A 19261-nucleotide genomic window follows, 5' to 3' on the forward strand; every position below is an offset into this window, starting at 1 on the left:
CATAAGCAAATTCCTTTGCTAAGTTTGCAAGCGAATATCGCAAATAAACATAAAGTTTGTCGATCAAAGGGTTGTAACGAAAAATGTAGATATCTTTTAAAATATTAAAAAACAAAAGGTTATAAAATAAAAATAATAAATTAAAACTTTATGCAATCGAAAAAAATATGTGATAAACATCACAATTAAAGAATAGCAAAGACATATATCCCAGATTTATTTCATCCAATTGTTTGATTAATGAAGAAAACTATCCTTATACAATAATCTTCCCCCTACTTCACCCGGTATTTTATCCACTAAAAACCTATTTCACGCTCACAAAAATGATATCCAGATCTTGGGCTGGAATAAAGTTATGCTTGACCATCTGGAACTGGGTTAGGCTGATCTTTTCAACTTTGCCATTCCAACAGAAAGACACCAGCTCGTTATGATCACGCTCAACTGTCAATTTAAATTTTTCTATCGGTTTGGCCCAGTTTGCACCTGTAGTCAGGATATAGCTCAAGGCACTAAATGGTGAATGTTCTGCACTGGCTTTTTTCAAGCCCTGCTTAAATGATTTATCCATACAGAATTGCTGGTTATATTCATCTGGATAGAGCGCGACAGAACCACTAACCAAAGGTTTATATGCATGATAGATTTTAGTCACACTGTTGGCTTTAAAGTTCTGCTTCCAGCTATAGATCACTTGAGATGACCACGGGATCACATCATCTTTGTTGAAGCCCGCCAGAATTTTCTGTATCTGTGGCTGCTTACATTGTCTCAATTTATCTTGATAATATTCATAATCATCGTTATTTCTAGCCCAAGGATTGAGTATATCTGCCTGACTAAAGCCACATTGTTGAAATGCCTCGGTGCTATCTATCAGCGGCGATTTATCATCCCTTTGAATAAAGGTACGTACATGCATTTCAGGTTTTATATGTTGACCATCGACAATAATCTTAAAACTTTTTAACAGTGCTTCGGTATGGGCAAAATCAGCCTCAAAGAAATTATCGATACGCGGTAAGGGAAATAACACGGTTTCAGTAATATCGTGCTTACTTAAATTTTTATAAACATAATCAACCTTGATCAGCTTTTTGCTAATAAACAAATCTTCACTTTGCATCGCTATCTGCGCGTTTTTAAGATACTGAATGCCGTCTGTGCCAATATAGCCCGTAGAATCATTAGCTAGACTATAAGTTGATGATGAAGCTAAACAAACCAAAACCACTGTCATTTTTTTCATTTTTAACTGCTCTCACGGAACTTGTTATTATGAGATTTTCATTTATTAGAAATCATAGCGGTTGTAGCGCCACAATGTGAAATTTTTATGGGGATGGATGAGGGAAAAGCATTTATTTAGAGCAAATGTAAACTCCGGCTTAAAAAACATAAAGTATTGAAAATATAGACCTGTACCCCTCTTCTTATTTTAATCAGCAATGAAACGGCTTCCAGTTTTTTAGAAACCGTTTGAACATATTTACTGTTTAAAACTTAAAGCTATAGTCAATATTCAAGCGTGTTTCATTGGCAGCATGGAAAGTCATATTGGTTGGCATATCGTTGCGATAGTGAGAAAACCGAGCCCGCATTCCTAAGCCTTTTAACTTGCCTTCTGGAATTTTATAACCCAAATCAAACTCCATCGACTCTTCATTAAAACGCTGATCGCCATATTGCAACAAATCAATGTCTTCGCCTTTTGCATAACGAGTCATAAAACGTAGCCCATTTAAGGAAATATCGCCTAGTCGCGCATTTTTAAAGTCATATTCATAACGTATCGAATAGACTTTTTCGTCTTTATTTGAATAGTCCGAACTCATAAAATCAAGCACGACTGGACTTTCAGTTCCCGATAAAAACGGCAAACCCGTCGAGCCAAACGACTGCATATAACCCAAAGAAAGCGTATGATTTTGATAGTTCAAACCAAATAAGCCACTGATATGGCGGTTATCGACCTCTCCTATTTTTTTACTTCCAGTTTCGTCACTATTAAAAAAGCGCACGTCACTTAAAAAGTTAAGCTGATCATTTAAAGGTTGTTTGCCGTTAAAACCCAAAAACTGTTGCTGGTAAATGTCTTTGAGTTCAGCATGATAAGCCCGTAGACGATAATCCTTTAACTGATAATTTCCTCCCAAGGTATAAAAAGAATCGGTGGTTGCCGCTTTGTCAAAACGATGGTTGATATTATCCATGCCAACATCGGTAAAACGAATCGAGTCGCGTTGACGTACTTCGTCGACATAAAAGCCTTCGAGTTGAAGATTTGGAATTTCATTTGAAACAAAGCGAATACCGCGATAAGTCTGCGGAAACAATCGCGCTGGCGATGAAAATAGGGTCGGCAATTGCGGAACCAGATCTCCCACAAAAAGCTCATTTTTTCTAAATTTCGCCTTCCCTGTAATGCCGATTTTTCCATAATAATCGTCACGCGAATTATCGGTATTGACTTGAAGTAAGCCACTACGCGCATAGTCATCCGCCCGATTACCCATCAGGTTAAAGCCTGCCATTGCCAGCACATCAACACCGAAACCAACTGTCCCTTCGCTATAACCAGACTGTCCTTTAAAAATCAGACCCTGTGCCCAATCTCTGGCTGCAGTATAGGGATATGGGTCTTTTTTATAGTCTCGGTCAAAGTAAAAATTACGTAGTGTCAGCTCAGCTTTACTGTCTGCAATAAACTCGGCATGCACAACTTGACTAAATAATGGGCACAAGCATACCCCCACCCACAATGGTGTCTTTTTCATTTTTTATCTCAACTGTTTAATTTTTAATGATTTAAGGTGCTGTTTTAAACGAATAGCTTTGCTCTTTTTGACTTCGGTAAAAAGCATTGCCCAAACTTAAAATCAGGAAAATAGCCAAAATAAACACCACACCGTAATAGGCGTACAGCGTTGCGGGTGCAATCCCTTGATCTAAAAAAATGCCTGCAACCGTTGGCGATAAAATAGCCCCAATTCGTCCAAAACCAATGGCATAGCCCACGCCACGACTACGGATTTCAGCATCGTAAATTGTTGGAGAAATCGAATATAAACCGGCTACACAGCCATTAATAAGTGTGCCAAGTAATAACCCCACCATGAGTGCAACACTGACTTGAGCAGAGACTGCGACAAATAGGAAAACACATGCCGAGGTTAGACCTAAAAACAGGCTTAAGGCATAGAAGATTTTCATGCGTGATGCCAATAAACCAATAATGGCTGCCCCGAAAATCCCGCCAATACTAATTAAAATACCGGTACTTACACCTTGGTGTGGCGACATCCCCATTGAAATAAGAATTTTTGGTGTCCAGCTCATCACGAAGTAAAAGCCAAACATCACTAAAAAGAAGGCAAACCATAAACAAAGTGTTTGAAATCCAAGTTGTCCAGCAAATAGTTTGCCCAATTCACTACCATTTTGCGTACTGATTTTTTCATAACGCGGCATAACTGGTAATTCATTAAGCCCCATACGATTTACAGCTGCATTAATTCGTTCTAGTGCCTGTTTTGGTCGTTTTGCGAGTAAATAATCTAAAGATTCTGGTAATAACCAGGCACTGATCAACAGCATTGCAATGGTAGTAATGCCACCTGCTAAAAAGATTGAGCGCCAACCTAAATGCTCAATCAATGCCAGTGATAGCACTCCGCCAAGGGTCGCGCCAATGCCATAACCTGTAGACATTAAACTCACTGCAAGACTGCGCCAGCGAGCATTGGCATATTCACTTGCCAATACATTACTACTTGCAAGAATGCCACCCACCCCGATTCCAGTAATAAAGCGAAGTGCTGCCAACATGCCGTGACTTTGTACAAAAGCACAGCCCAACATGCTAAGACCTGCAATCACAAGACAAACCAAGATAAGTAAACGGCGACCGATTTTATCGGCCAAAGGTGCGAGGAAAATGGAACCAGCAGCCATTCCAAACAGGCCGGAACTGAGTAACAAACCAATTTGTGCACCTGAAAGTGACCATTCTGCTGACACGGATGGAGCGGTAAATGCCATTACCATCACGTCAAAGCCATCAATAATATTGAGACAAATACAAATCAAAATGACGAACCACTGGTAGCGGCTCATACTGTTTTGATTGATCTCATTGAGAACGTCTCTTTCCATTTGTGTATCTCCTAATGCGGATAAGAGACACATACGACATCGCCAATATGAGTAATTGTGTGCTTATGCATATCCGTATCCATAGACCTAGAGGAATATTTGTTTTTGAGCATCCTGCTCTTTTTCTATACTGAATATTTGGATCCAAAAAATCAACAATATTTTTTAAATTTAATTAAACCAAAATTAAACAACTGAAAAACATAAGTATAATTTATTTATAATAATAAAAACAAAAAATATGGATCCATAAAACATTACCCATTTTACTTACCCCAATTCCAAATATGAGATCCAGTTCAGCTTTCAAGCATACAAAATGGATCCAAATAAAAACCAATAAATTTTTCTCCCAAAAACTCAAAATAAATACAAAAAGCCTTTAATAACATCAGAAAATATACATAGAAGCCAAACCTAAAGATCAATATTTTTTCAAAATATACTGCTTATCAATTGACCAATATTTTTATTTATTATAAATTGGATCCAATAAGTGATAAGGAGTCGTCACAATGTTTATTAAAAATGCTTGGTATGTTGCCTGCCGCCCAGAAGAAATCCAAGACAAACCACTAGGTCGTACGATTTGTGGTGAAAAAATTGTTTTTTATCGCGGTAAAGAAAACCAAGTTGCAGCCGTTGAAGATTTTTGTCCCCATCGCGGTGCCCCACTTTCACTTGGCTATGTAGAAGATGGCAACCTCGTATGTGGATATCATGGCTTAGTCATGGGTTGTGACGGAAAGACCGTTTCAATGCCAGCTCAACGTGTCAATGGTTTCCCTTGCAACAAAGCATATGCAGTTGTCGAAAAGTTCGGTTTTATCTGGATATGGCCAGGCGAGAAAGCTTTAGCAGATGAAGCAAAACTGCCAACTTTAGAATGGGCAGAGCATCCAGAATGGAGCTATGGCGGAGGCCTATTTCACATTCAGTGTGACTATCGTTTGATGGTTGATAATCTGATGGATTTAACCCACGAGACCTATGTTCACTCAAGCAGCATCGGACAAAAAGAAATTGATGAATCATTACCAGTCACTAAAGTTGATGGTGATCATGTCATTACCGAACGCTACATGGAAAATGTAATTGCACCTCCATTTTGGCAAATGGCCCTTCGCGGCAATCATTTGGCAGATGATGTACCTGTTGACCGTTGGCAACGTTGCCACTTCTTTGCGCCAAGTAATGTCCACATTGAAGTAGGTGTAGCGCATGCCGGACACGGTGGTTACCATGCACCAAATGACAAAAAAGTTTCCTCAATTGTGGTTGATTTTATTACACCGGAAACCGAGACCTCTCACTGGTATTTCTGGGGAATGGCGCGCAACTTCCAGCCAGATAATGCTGAACTCACCGATCAAATTCGTGAAGGCCAAGGCAAAATCTTTACTGAAGATTTAGAAATGCTGGAGCAACAGCAGCAAAACATTTTAAACAATCCACATCGCAAATTACTGATGCTCAACATCGACGCAGGCGGTGTACAGTCTCGTAAAGTGATTGAGCGACTGCTTGCCGAAGAAAATAAAATACCTCCTGAAACATCCGCACAGAAGTTTCCAAACATTCGGATTATTTAAAGGAGCATGAACATGGACGTTATTATTCAAAAAATTCACCAGCTCACCCCGACTATTCGTGCTTTTGAGTTGGTCTCGGCAAATGGCACAGCGCTACCGAGTTTTGAGGCTGGTGCACATATTGATGTGCATCTAAAAAACGGTCTAATTCGTCAATATTCACTTTCAAACTGCTGCACTGAAAAGCATCGCTATGTCATTGGTGTTTTACATGATGCCAATTCACGCGGTGGCTCACGTTGCATCCACACCGAATATCGTGAAGGTGACCATTTAAAGATTGGTGAACCACGCAATTTATTTGAGATTCATCTTCAAACCAAACAAGCAGTTTTATTTGCTGGTGGTATTGGTATTACGCCTATTTTGTCGATGGCGTATCGGCTTAAGTCGGCCAATATACCTTTCGAATTGCACTACTTTGTTCGTAGTCATGGAATGATTGCCTTCTATGGCAACTTAACCGAGCACTTTGGTGACCAAGTCCATTTTCACATTCAAGACCAACCAGATACTGAAGGTAATATGGCAGAGGTTTTGGGTCAGAGTTCACCAGATAGACACTTATATGTATGCGGTCCAACAGGATTTATGCAGTTTGTCATGAGTTCAGCCGAACAGGCGGGTTGGCATAATGAACAATTACATCAAGAGCATTTCGTCGCTCAAAAAGTAGATACGTCTAACGATGAAGCTTTCACGATTGAAGTGAAAGGTACGGGCCGTCGAATTGAAGTACTACCAGAGCAAACTGCTACTGAGGCATTAATTGCAAATGGTTTTGATATCCCGGTTTCATGTGAACAAGGTATTTGTGGGACCTGTATTACCCGCGTTGTAGAAGGTACACCTGATCATCGGGATCTATTTATGACTGATGAGGAACATGCTTTGAACAACCAATTTACACCCTGCTGTTCTCGTGCAAAAACTAAACATCTTGTGATTGAGCTTTAATATTTAAGTTCCTTTATTCAGAAATAAAGGAACATTTCACCTTAAGCGCTGAGAACATTTCTTAGCGTTTCACCCAAAATCACCACACTACTGTGTTCGCGCATTAACGTTTCAGCACGCCCTGCTTGACGATGTACCAACGCATCAAAAATCGAACAATGCTGTAAATGCGCATAGTGCAAACGACGATATTCTGACAAAGCTTGGTTCTGGTCATAGGTAATGGCTTGGGCAGAAGCCATTGGCAATTGATTGTTTTTTGCTAAGGCTTGGATGAGCGCAACGTTTTGCGCGCCTTCAATAATGGTGTCATGAAAAATGACATTAAAATGGTGATAACGTTCCAGTTCAGCATCGCCAAACTCGTCTGTTTCATTAAAGAGTTTTTCAGTTTCTTGAATGCAATGTTGCAGCGTCTTTTTCTGCTCTTCGCTTAGGCCTTGTTCTGCCAAAGTTTTCGCAGCTAATCCTTCCAGCACACCACGCACTTCAAGCGCATCATGAACAAGTTGTTCTGAAATTTCACGAACCGTGTAACCACGAGTTGGGTTTTTAATCAGGAGGCCTTCTTGCTCAAGCAAGCGAAAGGCAATACGAACAGGCTGCCTTGAAACACCAAGTAACTCGGCAGTTGGAATTTCGGCAATTCTGGCACCGCCTTCAAGCTCCCCTGAAATAATCATTTTTCTTAGTTTAAGTAAAACTTGTTGTCCTGAAGACATTCGCTGCCACACATCACCAAAAACGTCACTTCGATGCTAGCAAGTTCATTTGCAAAATGAAATAAATTTTCTGTGTGAATCAGTGCTTAAGCATTTCTATTAAGTTTAATAAATTAAATTGCAAACAACCTTTTATCAAAGATTTTTAAGATTATTGACCATAATATCGAGGTTATTACGGATTAAATAAGCCAAGTTAATATCAATGCCTTCAAGCATTTTTTCTTCAACTTTCAAAACCACTTCATTACATTTATTTAGCTTATCAATACCACTGTCTGTCAGTGTAATTAAAATACGGCGGCCATGTGTTGGGTCAGGTTTTTTCTCAATCCAGCCATTCACCAGTAAATCTTGCAAAATTTTGTTGGCAGATTGCGGCTTTATAAAAGAGCGCTCAGCAAGCTTGGCATTGGATAAATTACTTTTTGAAGCTAAAACAGAAAGTGCAGTAAATTGCGGTAAGGTAATTTCAAGCTCTTTTAAATGTTCTGTTAAATGTTTACTAATAATTCGGTCAACACGAGCAATCATGTAACTTAACTTAGGCTCATCTTCTGCTTTTTTTTGAACTAAATTCGAACGTACCATAACCTTTCAATCATCATAAGAAAATCTGTAATGAAAGTATGAGGCTCGAACCCCATACTTTCGTTGAAACTTAGCCAGCACCTGAGCTTTGTATTAAATGTACAGGCTGTTTAGGTTTTTTGACAAGAAGTAATGCAGAGATCGCTGCAATTAAAATCACTGGAATGCTTGAACCAATTACAATGGTCGAACTTTGTCCAAGCGAGAGTAAAAAACCAGCCATTAAAGGTCCTGCAAAAGAACCAATACGCCCGATTGCAACCGCTGCCCCCACTCCGGTCCCACGCATTTCGGTTGGATAATACATGGCAGCCAGACCATACAACGCCGATTGTCCGCCCACAATGAATAAACCACAGCCCACTGCCGAAAGTGCAAGTAAAGCAACGGTTGGGGATATTGCCAAACAGCACAGTGAGAATAAAATGCCGAGATAAATCAGCTTAATCACAAAGCTCATGCGTAATTTATCAAGTAAGACACCCATGAGGATTGAACCTAAAATTCCACCCACGTTGTAGCCCATCTGCACATAGTTTGCCTGTAGTTTTGATAGGCCTTGCGCACCCATCAGCAATGGCAACCAGTTCAACAGGAAATACAGCACCACCAGCGTACAGAAAAAACTGACCCAAAGCTGAATCGTCGACATACGGCGTTCTTTCGCAAATAAAACTTCCAAAAATGGCGTGGTTTTTTGCGCTTGATCTTTACGTTGCAGGTAATCATTTGACTCAGGTAAAAAGCGCATAATCAACGGAATGAGTAAAATTGGTGCAATCCCACCAATATAGAAAATATGACGCCACTCTGCATCACCTGCCAACGACATAGCAACGACAGAAGTAAGTAATCCACCAAAAGGAATGCCGCTATACATAATACTCACCGCGGTTCCTTTATATTTATCAGGTACAGCTTCAGATGCCAGTGTAATCATCATTGGAAGTGCCCCACCCATTCCTAAACCAGTACAAAAACGAATGAGTAACAGCAAACTAAAGTTAGCAGCATAAGCCGTTAGCAAAGACATAATTCCAAAAAGTAAAATACTAAAAATCAGAATTTTCTTACGCCCGACAATATCTGCAAATCTACCACCTAATATGGCACCTGGTAGTGTTCCTAAAATTGCAGCACTAAATGCCCATGCCATCTGGCCATTGTCTAGCATAAACTCAGCCCGCATTCTTGGAGCGGCTACCCCCATTGACTGAAGATCAAAACCTTCAAAAATTGCTATTGCAAAGCATAATAGCAACGTGATTTTTGCCCTTGCAGACTGTCCTAATATCTTTTCCATTGTGTTATCCCTTATTGACTAGTCGTTCCATTTAGCCCTTTGTGTATTATTGTTTAAACACAGCAAAAATATCAGTTAAACTTACTAAAAAATCAACATATTTTTATATTAAATCATCAATAAAATTAATTAATGATTAGAATACAATTAATTATGAAATATTTATGAAATTTTATAAAAAAGACTTGAATGTAAGTTTGACTGATATTAAATTAAATCCCAGAACAGCTAAAAATCATTCAAGGAGTATGAAGATGAGTTATGAAAACCGCTGGGAAACAGTAGATGTTAAAGTTGAAGATGGAATTGCATGGGTAACACTAAACCGCCCAGAAAAGAAAAATGCCATGAGCCCAACACTCAACCGTGAAATGATTGATGTACTTGAAGCGATAGAACTTGATCAAAATGCACGTGTGCTTGTGTTGACAGGTGCAGGCGATTCTTGGACAGCAGGCATGGACTTAAAGGAATATTTCCGTGAAGTCGATACTCAACCAGAAATTTATCAAGAACGCATCCGCCGCGACTCATGCCGTTGGCAGTGGCAACTTCTTCGCATGTATTCAAAACCAACCATTGCTATGGTCAACGGCTGGTGCTTTGGAGGCGGTTTCTCACCTTTAGTGGCTTGTGACCTTGCGATTGCAGCAGATGAAGCAACTTTCGGTTTATCTGAAATTAACTGGGGGATCCCACCAGGTAACCTTGTAAGCAAGGCAATGGCAGATACGGTAGGTCACCGTGCCTCTTTGTACTACATCATGACGGGTAAAACCTTTAGTGGTAAAGAAGCTGAAACGATGGGCCTTGTAAATAAAAGCGTACCGCTTGAACAATTAAAAGCAGAAGTGACTGAGCTTGCAAACTGTCTACTTGAGAAAAACCCTGTGGTTCTTCGTACCGCTAAAAATGGATTTAAGCGTTGTCGTGAACTCACTTGGGATCAAAACGAAGACTACTTATATGCCAAACTTGATCAATGTATCCACCGCGATACAGAAAATGGTCGCCAAGAAGGTTTGAAACAATTTTTAGATGAAAAATCAATTAAACCGGGTTTACAGAGCTATAAACGTACTGGTTAACTTTTGATTCTCTAATGGCAATGTAAGGACACAACCCATGCAAAATGTACAGTTACTTATTCACGGTCAATCTGTTGATGCATCAAATCAGGCAACTTTTGAGCGTATTAGTCCCATTGATGGATCAGTGGCAACTAAAGCTGCTGCTGCAACTTTAGACGATGTTGATCGTGCAATAGACTCGGCACAACAAGCTTTCAAAGTATGGTCGAAACTCTCGCCTACCGAACGCCGTTTACGCTTATTAAAAGCAGCCGATTTAATGGACCAAAAGACCGAGCAATTCATTGAAACTGGAATGCAAGAAACAGGTTCAACTGCAACATGGTATGGGTTTAACGTTCATCTTGCTGCCAACATGTTACGTGAAGCCGCAGCAATGACCACACAAATTGACGGAAGTCTGATTCCGTCAGATGTGCCGGGCAATCTTGCGATGGGTGTGCGAGTTCCTTGTGGGGTGATTGTAGGAATTGCACCTTGGAACGCTCCTGTCATTTTGGCTACACGTGCGCTTGCCATGCCTTTGGCTTGCGGAAACACAGTGGTATTAAAAGCATCGGAAGCCTGCCCAGCAACACATCGTCTGATTGGTGAAGTGTTACATGAAGCAGGTCTTGGCGAAGGTGTGGTGAATGTGATTACGCATGCCGCTGAAGATGCACCACAAATCGTGGAGCGTTTAGTCTCTCACCCAGCCGTGAAGCGTATTAATTTTACCGGTTCAACCAAAGTCGGAAAAATTATTGCCGAGACTGCTGCCAAATATTTAAAACCTGTTTTACTTGAATTGGGTGGTAAGGCGCCTGTCGTGGTTTTAAATGAAGCTGATATTCATGAAGCCGTAAATGCAGTCGCTTTTGGAGCGTTCTTTAATCAGGGTCAAATCTGTATGTCGACCGAACGTGTTTTGGTTCAAGACAAAATTGCCGACCAGTTTATTGAAAAGCTGATTGAGAAAACCCGCTCTATTCGGGCAGGTAGTCCAATTTCAAAAGACAATGTACTCGGTGTTTTAGAAAGTCGACGTGCTGCAAACCGTATTCAGCATTTGCTGGAAGATGCTCAAAACAAAGGGGCTGACTTACCTTTAGGCATTCATATTGAAGACACCACCATGCAACCGACGCTGGTACTCAATATTAAACCTGACATGCTGCTTTACCGCGAAGAATCATTTGGACCTGTATGCACAGTTCAACGTTTTTCAAGCATTGAAGAAGGCGTAGCACTGGCAAATGACAGCGAGTTCGGCCTTTCTTCGGCAGTGTTTAGTCAAAATATTTCGCAAGCACTGGAAGTGGCTCAACAGATTGATTCGGGTATTTGTCATATTAACGGCGCAACCGTACATGACGAAGCTCAAATGCCATTTGGCGGAACAAAATCGAGTGGTTACGGACGTTTTGGTAGTAAAGTCTCTGTTGCCGAATTTACCGAACTACGCTGGATCACCATCCAAACCCAATCACGTCATTACCCGATTTAGTCAGGCTAATGCAGACAACAACAGATTAAATAAAAATTGCATGATGCAAAAAATTAAAGCGCAGTGATGCGCTTTCCATGGAGTGAAAGAAATGCAAATGAATGCCACTCAATCACAAGACCGCGAACGGTTCGTAAAATTAGGGCAACATGATATTCATTATCACCACAAAGATGACACGCTCTATATCAGCCCAAAAGAGCAATTAAAACCGTATCCACAAAAACTGACAGATCGGTTAATTCATTTTGCACAAACCAAGCCCGACCATATTTTTGCAGCAAAACGCAATGCTCAAGGTGAATGGGTTAAACTGAGTTATGCAGAAGTTTTACAACGTGCATGGCACATTGCTCAGGCATTACATGAACGTAAGTTAAGCCAAGAAAGACCTCTGGTCATTTTAAGTGGTAATGATCTCGAACATTTAACACTGTCTATGGCTGCCATGTTGGCAGGTGTACCTTTCTCAGCTATTTCCCCTGCCTACTCTCTGATTTCTCAAGACTTTGGCAAACTTAAACATGTGTTTGAAGTGCTTACACCTGGTATGGTTTATGCCAGCGATGGACAAGCTTTTGCCAAAGCGATTCAGGCATGTATTACACCTGACATTGAAGTGGTGACCAATAAAGGGATTGTGGGCGATCAGATCTGCACATCTTTTCAATCGTTGTTAGATACGCCTGTTTCAAATGTTCAAGAGTTTTATCAGACCCTTGATGAAAACCAAATTGCCAAATTCCTATTTACGTCAGGTTCAACCAAATTGCCTAAAGCTGTACCAACCACGCATTTAATGTTGTGTGTGAATCAGCAAATGTTATTGCAGACTTTCCCTGAGTTTGAAGAAACGCCGCCTGTCCTACTCGACTGGCTGTCTTGGCACCATACTTTTGGCGGCAGTCACAATGTCGGCATCGCGCTCTATAACGGCGGTACCATTTACATTGATGACGGCAAACCCGTTGCAGGAAAATTTGATGAAACCATTCGTAATCTGAAAGAAATTTCTCCAACCGTTTATTTAAATGTGCCAAAAGGTTGGGAAGAACTCACCGAAGCTTTAGAAAAAGATGAAGAATTAAGAGACCGCTTTTTTGCCAAAGTTAAAATTTTATTCTTTGCAGGCGCCGCGCTTTCAGAAGCGGGCTGGAACAGACTCGATAAAATTGCTCAGCAACATTGCGGAGAAAAAATCCGCATTATGAGCGGATTGGGCATGACCGAAACAGCACCATCTTGCGCTTTTACAACTGGCCCACGCGTAATGGCTGGCTTTATCGGTTACCCTGCTCCGGGATGCGAAATTAAGCTAGTTCCATGTGGTGACAAACTAGAATTTTGTGTTCGTGGCAAACATGTCATGAAAGGCTATTGGCGCTTAAAAGCAGACCAGCAAAGCACTGTGTTTGATGATGAAGGCTTTTTCCATACTGGCGATGCTGTTCGTTTGGTCGATATCAATGATCCGACCAAAGGCTTGATGTATGACGGACGAATTGCCGAAGACTTTAAACTCAATACAGGTACTTTTGTGAATGTGGGCACACTACGCAACAAAGTACTCATTCAAGGTAATTTACTGGTTCAAGATGTTTGTATTACAGGTTCAAACCTGAATGCGGCTGGCTTTTTGATTTTTCCAAAACTAGATGCTTGTGCTCAACAAGCTGGTCTTAAGCTGGGCGAACATTCTCCAGCAGAGATATTACAGCACCCTAAAGTCCAGCAATGGTTCCGCCAATTTTTAACCACCTTTAATAAAGATGCGACTGGTAGCTCAAATACAGTCTCAATGCTTTATTTAATGACCGAGCCGCCTCAACTCGATGCAGGTGAAGTCACCGATAAAGGTAACCTCAATCAAGGCAATATTACCAAACGTCGCGCCGCTTTCATTGATCAGCTTTATCAAAAGCAGACTGATAACCCGCTGATTATTCGGGTACCCACCTTAAAGCAATAAACAATTGAAATAAAAAAGGAAGCTCAAACTTCGGTTTGGGCCTTAGCCTCACTTTTGCCTAAAAAAAGGTTCAACATGCTACACGATACAGAATTTGAACTATTTCGGGACAGCTATCGCAGGTTCTTAAAAGAACAGGTTGCTCCGTATTATGTACAGTGGGAACACGATGGCCTCATCCCACGTGAGCTATGGCTTCGTCTCGGGGAAAATGGCTTTTTGTGCGTCGATGTACCCGAGGAATATGGAGGGTACGGTGCTCCTGTGCACTACTCACTCATGCTGGTTCAGGAAACGGCTCAAGCTGGTTTTGCATCTTTGGCGGTTGCCATTGGCGGGCAAAATGAGTTGGTTTCCCCTTATCTGCAAAATATTGGAACTGAAGCGCAAAAACGCTATTGGTTACCGAAAATGGTGACAGGTGAAATCGTCACTGCAATTGCCATGACCGAAGCGAATGCTGGCTCGGACCTACAAGCTATACGCACTCAAGCCATTTTAGAAAATGATCATTATCGTATTAATGGTTCAAAAACCTTTATATCAAATGGCTTGCATGCCGACCTGATTGTTTTAGTGACGAAAACTGATCCGCAAGCTAAAGCAAAAGGCATTTCCATTTTACTAGTCGATGCCGCTTTAGACGGCGTTAAAAAAGGCCGTTCATTACAAAAAATCGGGCTGCATGCCCAAGATACAGCCGAACTATTTTTTGATGATGTTTATGTGCCTACAACTCAGCGTTTAGGTGAAGAAGGACAAGGCTTTGCTTATTTAATGCAAGAGTTACCTCGTGAACGTTTGAGTATTTCCATGATGGCGTTGGGGTCAATTTTAGGCGCCATTGAAATTACTAAAGACTATGTGCTGGAACGTAAAGCTTTTGGACAACCGTTAAGCCAAATGCAAAACACACGCTTTGTGCTCGCAAACGCGCAAATCAAAGCAAAAGCCGCACAAGCCTTTGTAGATCAATGTGCAGCGCTGTATCAACAACAGCAGTTAAGTGTCACTCAAGTTGCCGCACTGAAATGCTTTATCACCGACACTCAATGTGAAGTGATTGATCAGTTACTTCAGCTCTTTGGCGGCTACGGTTACATGCAGGAATACCCGATTTCACGCTTTTTTGTGGATGCACGGGTACAGAAAATTTATGGGGGAACCAATGAAATTATGAAGGAAATCGTGGCCCGAGAACTGCTCGGAAAATAATTCGATTTAAAAACCAAATCAGGCAGACACAACAATCATGCCTTGTTTAAAACAAAAAAATATTATTTCAGGAAGAAATGCGATGTCGAAATTATGGATGTACTCTACCCTTATGCTCTCTGGTTCAGTGTGGGCTGGCAATTTTATTGACAACAGTTCAGTAGAACTCACCACGCGAAATTTCTATTTTGACCGTGACTATCAAGAGCAATCTGCTTACCCTGCTGCCAAGGACTGGACACAAGGGTTTATTCTTAAAGCCAATTCAGGTTATACCGAAGGGACTGTCGGTTTTGGGCTGGATATATTTGCAACGGCCGGCTTTAAGCTGGATGCCGATGCGCAACATGCAGGTACCGGCAATTTAATCAGAAATACGGTTACCAATGAACCTGCTGACTCTTATGGAGAAATTGGCGTTACAGCAAAAGCGAAAATGAGCCAGACCGAGCTACGCATCGGTACGCTCATGCCGATGAACCCTGTTTTAGTGGCTTCACCTGCTCGTTTGCTTCCTCAGACCTATCGTGGTATTTCACTCACCAGTAAAGATATTAAAGACTTCGACTTACAAGCGGCCTATCTCGATAAAGTGAATCATCGTGATTCGACTGACTACGAAAAAATTAAAATTTCAGGGGTGAATGGACGTTTCAAAGGTGCTGAAACCGATGGGCTCTATTATTTAGGGGGGAACTATCAGCTCAATCCAGCATTCAGGCTCACCGCTTTTTATATGGATGTTGATGATCTGTATCATCAGACGCTGGTCGGTGTATTACACCAACATAAAATTAATGACACTACCAATCTGAGTTCACAATTACGTTACTACCGCAGCCGAGATGACGGACAAGCAAAAGCTGGCTTGGTCGATAATGACCTGTATCATGCGCATTTCGAACTCAAACATCAAAACCATAAATTTATTTTTGGAACCTTCCAACATCACGGTGACACAGCCTTCCCGTATTTGACTGGCGGTGAAACTGGCTTACTCATTGATACATGGCCGGGCGAGTTTTTAAATCCAAAAGAGAAAGCCTATAGCTTCCGTTATGAATATGACTTCAAAGATTATGTGCCGGGTTTGCGTTTTATGACCCGTTACACCACAGGTCACAATATTTATGCACCCAACTTAGGCGGAACCAATCTAAAAGAACGCGAAACAGACTTTGATTTAGGCTACACCATTCAAAGTGGCTGGTTAAAAAATCTAGGGCTACGTGCGCGCTACGCCATTTATGACAACAACATGCTCTCTACAGCCAATATCAAACCTGTAAACGAAACCCGTATCAACATCGACTACACATGGAAATTTAAATAATCCAAAACCAGAGGTTCTGTCACTGATAGAACCTCTTTTTATTTCGGGAAATTCATCATGAAGAAAGTTGTAACACTACTCTGCGGAATGAGTCTGATTGCCCTGACTCATGCCGAAACGCAATATAGCCCACCACCTATTCAGCTTGAGCCTTTAGCAAAATTTAGTGTTGATTTAAATGCGCCTGTTTGGGAGTTAGGTACCACCAGTGACGCAGGTAAACGCCGAATTATTCCTATTACAGGTGGGACATTTGCAGGGAAATCACTTAAAGGCCGCATTTTAAATAATGGCGCAGATTGGCAAATTGTCGACAGTAAAGGATTAGCCATTATTGATACGCGATATCTGTTAGAAACCGATGACGGTGCACTTATTTATCTTCAAACCAAAGGTTACCGACATGGCTCGGCAGAAATACTAAAACAGCTTGCTCAAGGCAAAGATGTCGACCCGAAAAACTACTATTTCAAAATTACCATGCAGTTTGAAACCAGCTCACCCAAATATTCATGGCTTAACCAGACCGTTGCGGTAGGTAGTGCAATGCGCTTGGGCAAAGCGGTTATTTATGATGCCTACAGCTTGAAATAATCATTTTTATAACACCAACAAAAAGGATGGACCCTTCATTATGGATCAGAAAATTTTAGAACACTTACCGCCCATTCATCACCATTTGGGTGGACATAATATCCATTGGAATGACCAAAACACTAAACTCACCATCCATTACACAGCCCTAGAAAGCTTTACTAATCCACGCGGCACCATTGAAGGCGGCATGATCTGCGCCATGCTTGATGACGTGATGGGGCTTTTTGCATTTCTTGCAAATGACAGTAAACCAGCTACTACCATTAACTTAACCATGGATTTTTTAAGGCCCTGTGCTGTGGGCGAAGTCATTACAAAATGCCGATTCATTAAACAAGGCAGAACTGTACTGAATCTCGAAAGTGAAGCTTGGCAAAACAACAAAATGATTGCACGAAGCACAGCTAATTTTCTGGTTTTAGATTAATTGCGACCATTCATTCAATAAGGATATGAATCAATGAATGACACCAACAATAAACGAATTTTGACCCACTCCGCTTTAGTACTTGCCATGCTTGGCGCTTTGGCAGGCTGTGGAAGTGATAATGATGACACAACGGTTCCCTCAACAACCAAACCACCGCAGTTATCTCCTGCTGTTGGCGTAAAAATGACAGGAAGCTGTTCAGACTTACTGGGGTTTCAGTACAACAATACCGTTATTAGCTCAGCTACCCTTCAAGAAGCAGGTACATTGACTGTCACCAATAAACCGATTGGCGCACATTGTTTGGTCAAAGGTTATATGGATCAACGTGTAAGCCCTGTCGATGGACAAACCTATCAAATTGGTTTTGAAATGCGCTTACCTGTTGACTGGAACGGCCGTTTTCTCTATCAAGGCAATGGTGGAACCGATGGTAACCTAGTATCTGCAACGGGTCAGGTCGGTAGCGGTGGTCCACTCACCAATGCCCTGCATGATGGTTTTGCTGTTATTTCTTCCGATGCTGGACATAATGCCTCACAAAATCCAATGTTTGGTTTAGATCCTCAAGCCAGAATTAACTATGGATATGGTGCAATTACCAAACTCACGCCTATGGCAAAAAACCTAATTAAAGCCGCATATGGGAAATTACCAGATCGCTCCTATGCAGGCGGCACATCGAACGGTGGCCGTCATGCCATGATTGCCGCAACTCGTTTGGGCGACCAATATGATGGAATCCTGGCAAGCACACCGGGTTTTCACTTACCTCGTGCAGCCGCGGCTCAACTCTACACAGCACAGCAGCTCCGTCGTGTCGCAACAGATGAAAATGACCTAAGTACCGCCCTTACTCTTTCAGAGCGTAAAGTATTAGCAAAAGCGATTTTAGATCGATGCGATGCTCTAGACGGTGTTGCAGATGGACTTGTTCAAGATGTTGAGGCTTGCCGTACAGCTTTTGATATTCACAAAGATGTACCCGTTTGCTCAAGCACAAGAGATGGTACTTGTTTAAGTACCGAACAAATTGATGTATTAGCCAACATTTACCGCGGCCCTGTAAACTCTGCTGGACAAGCACTTTATGCAACCCAGCCTTTCGACCCCGGTTTAGTCGGTAGTAACTGGGCAAGCTGGAAATTCGAATCTTCGGTGGGAACAGCACGTGACCCGGTTGCAGTCGGCATTCTGTTTCAGGTTCCACCCGACCCAACCGTGACTCAAAACTCTAGACAATTTGCCTTTAATTTTAACTTCGATACCGACTATCCAAAACTCTCGGCAACCAATGATGTATACACCGAAAGTTCGATGTCATTCATGATGCCACCTGATGAATTGAATCTGGATAAACTGCGCAATCACGGTGGAAAAATGATTGTGGTACAAGGCACAGCAGACGGTGTTTTCTCTGTAGATGACACCCAAAATTGGTACGATCAACTACTACAACACTATAAAAATGATGCAAAAGGCACAGCACCTGAATTTGCACGTTTCTTTAGAGTTCCGGGCATGAACCATACCCGTGAGGGCATTGCGACCGATCAATTTGATGCATTAACGGCTTTAGTCAACTGGGTGGAATATGGGCAAGCACCTGACAAAATCATTGCGACCGCACGCGGCGCAGGTAACCCAAGTGGTCAAGTGAATACTGAGCTTCCTCAAGACTGGGCACCAGACCGTACCCGCCCACTTTGTCCTTACCCACTGATTGCCCGTTACAATGGTCAAGGTGATAGCGAAAAAGCTGAAAACTTTAGCTGTAAATAAGTTCGTTGGAACTAAAAGAGAGCTTATTTAAGCTC

16 protein-coding genes are annotated in these 19261 nt (G+C 41.5%); 10 read left to right on the top strand and 6 right to left on the bottom strand.

Annotated features, from left to right (window positions below; genetic code table 11):
• Nucleotides 1–307: 307 nt before the first annotated feature.
• The 3 genes from JO943_RS09410 to JO943_RS09420 form a co-directional block, all read right to left on the bottom strand.
• Nucleotides 308–1252 (bottom strand): DUF4424 family protein, encoded by a 945-nt coding sequence (locus JO943_RS09410; protein ID WP_202740628.1) that lies wholly within the window; start codon nt 1250–1252, stop codon nt 308–310.
• Nucleotides 1253–1499: 247 nt separating this feature from the next.
• Nucleotides 1500–2780, bottom strand: a complete 1281-nt coding sequence (locus JO943_RS09415; RefSeq protein ID WP_202740629.1) for an OprD family outer membrane porin — start codon at nt 2778–2780, stop codon at nt 1500–1502.
• A 31-nt stretch (nt 2781–2811) separates the two neighbouring features.
• Entirely contained in the window at nt 2812–4158 is a 1347-nt protein-coding gene (locus tag JO943_RS09420) for an MFS transporter (RefSeq protein ID WP_202740630.1), read from the bottom strand.
• Nucleotides 4159–4673: 515 nt separating this feature from the next.
• Between JO943_RS09420 and JO943_RS09425 the strand changes: the two genes are divergently transcribed.
• Entirely contained in the window at nt 4674–5750 is a 1077-nt protein-coding gene (locus JO943_RS09425; protein ID WP_005231461.1) for an aromatic ring-hydroxylating oxygenase subunit alpha, read from the top strand.
• A gap of 12 nt (nt 5751–5762) precedes the next feature.
• Complete coding sequence (locus JO943_RS09430) at nt 5763–6707, top strand: PDR/VanB family oxidoreductase (protein ID WP_005231462.1); 945 nt, start codon at nt 5763–5765, stop codon at nt 6705–6707.
• A 41-nt stretch (nt 6708–6748) separates the two neighbouring features.
• Here the strand turns inward: JO943_RS09430 and JO943_RS09435 are convergent, their stop codons facing one another.
• The 3 genes from JO943_RS09435 to mhpT form a co-directional block, all read right to left on the bottom strand.
• A complete protein-coding gene (locus tag JO943_RS09435) occupies nt 6749–7441 on the bottom strand; it encodes a GntR family transcriptional regulator (RefSeq protein ID WP_005802836.1) in 693 nt (230 codons plus the stop codon).
• Between the two features lie 123 nt (nt 7442–7564).
• Nucleotides 7565–8020, bottom strand: coding sequence for a MarR family winged helix-turn-helix transcriptional regulator (locus tag JO943_RS09440; protein ID WP_005231463.1), 456 nt, complete (start codon nt 8018–8020; stop codon nt 7565–7567).
• Between the two features lie 70 nt (nt 8021–8090).
• Nucleotides 8091–9323, bottom strand: coding sequence for a 3-(3-hydroxy-phenyl)propionate transporter MhpT (gene mhpT, locus JO943_RS09445; RefSeq protein ID WP_005231464.1), 1233 nt, complete (start codon nt 9321–9323; stop codon nt 8091–8093).
• 248 nt (nt 9324–9571) lie between these two features.
• Here mhpT and JO943_RS09450 point away from each other — a divergent pair, with 248 nt between their 5' ends.
• The 8 genes from JO943_RS09450 to JO943_RS09485 all read left to right on the top strand — a co-directional run bounded on the left by JO943_RS09450 (nt 9572) and on the right by JO943_RS09485 (nt 19226).
• Nucleotides 9572–10411, top strand: a complete 840-nt coding sequence (locus JO943_RS09450; RefSeq protein WP_171056853.1) for a p-hydroxycinnamoyl CoA hydratase/lyase — start codon at nt 9572–9574, stop codon at nt 10409–10411.
• Nucleotides 10412–10448: 37 nt separating this feature from the next.
• A complete protein-coding gene (locus JO943_RS09455) occupies nt 10449–11900 on the top strand; it encodes an aldehyde dehydrogenase (RefSeq protein WP_202740631.1) in 1452 nt (483 codons plus the stop codon).
• Between the two features lie 82 nt (nt 11901–11982).
• On the top strand, nt 11983–13869 hold the full coding sequence (locus tag JO943_RS09460; RefSeq protein ID WP_202740632.1) for a feruloyl-CoA synthase: 1887 nt from the start codon (nt 11983–11985) through the stop codon (nt 13867–13869).
• A gap of 75 nt (nt 13870–13944) precedes the next feature.
• Nucleotides 13945–15084: an acyl-CoA dehydrogenase family protein gene (locus tag JO943_RS09465; protein WP_202740633.1), complete on the top strand. Its 1140-nt coding sequence runs from the start codon at nt 13945–13947 to the stop codon at nt 15082–15084.
• 82 nt (nt 15085–15166) lie between these two features.
• Nucleotides 15167–16417, top strand: coding sequence for an OprD family porin (locus tag JO943_RS09470; protein ID WP_202740634.1), 1251 nt, complete (start codon nt 15167–15169; stop codon nt 16415–16417).
• A 57-nt stretch (nt 16418–16474) separates the two neighbouring features.
• Nucleotides 16475–17011 carry a DUF3237 domain-containing protein gene (locus JO943_RS09475; RefSeq protein ID WP_202740635.1) on the top strand — a complete coding sequence of 179 codons (537 nt, stop codon included), beginning with the start codon at nt 16475–16477 and terminating at the stop codon, nt 17009–17011.
• Nucleotides 17012–17051: 40 nt separating this feature from the next.
• A complete protein-coding gene (locus JO943_RS09480; RefSeq protein ID WP_202740636.1) occupies nt 17052–17441 on the top strand; it encodes a PaaI family thioesterase in 390 nt (129 codons plus the stop codon).
• A gap of 33 nt (nt 17442–17474) precedes the next feature.
• Nucleotides 17475–19226: a tannase/feruloyl esterase family alpha/beta hydrolase gene (locus JO943_RS09485; RefSeq protein ID WP_202740637.1), complete on the top strand. Its 1752-nt coding sequence runs from the start codon at nt 17475–17477 to the stop codon at nt 19224–19226.
• Nucleotides 19227–19261: the final 35 nt, after the last annotated feature.

Origin of the sequence: Acinetobacter sp. 'aerobic (ED)' (assembly GCF_904886855.1) — a bacterium.
GTDB classification, from domain to species: Bacteria; Pseudomonadota; Gammaproteobacteria; order Pseudomonadales; family Moraxellaceae; genus Acinetobacter; species Acinetobacter courvalinii.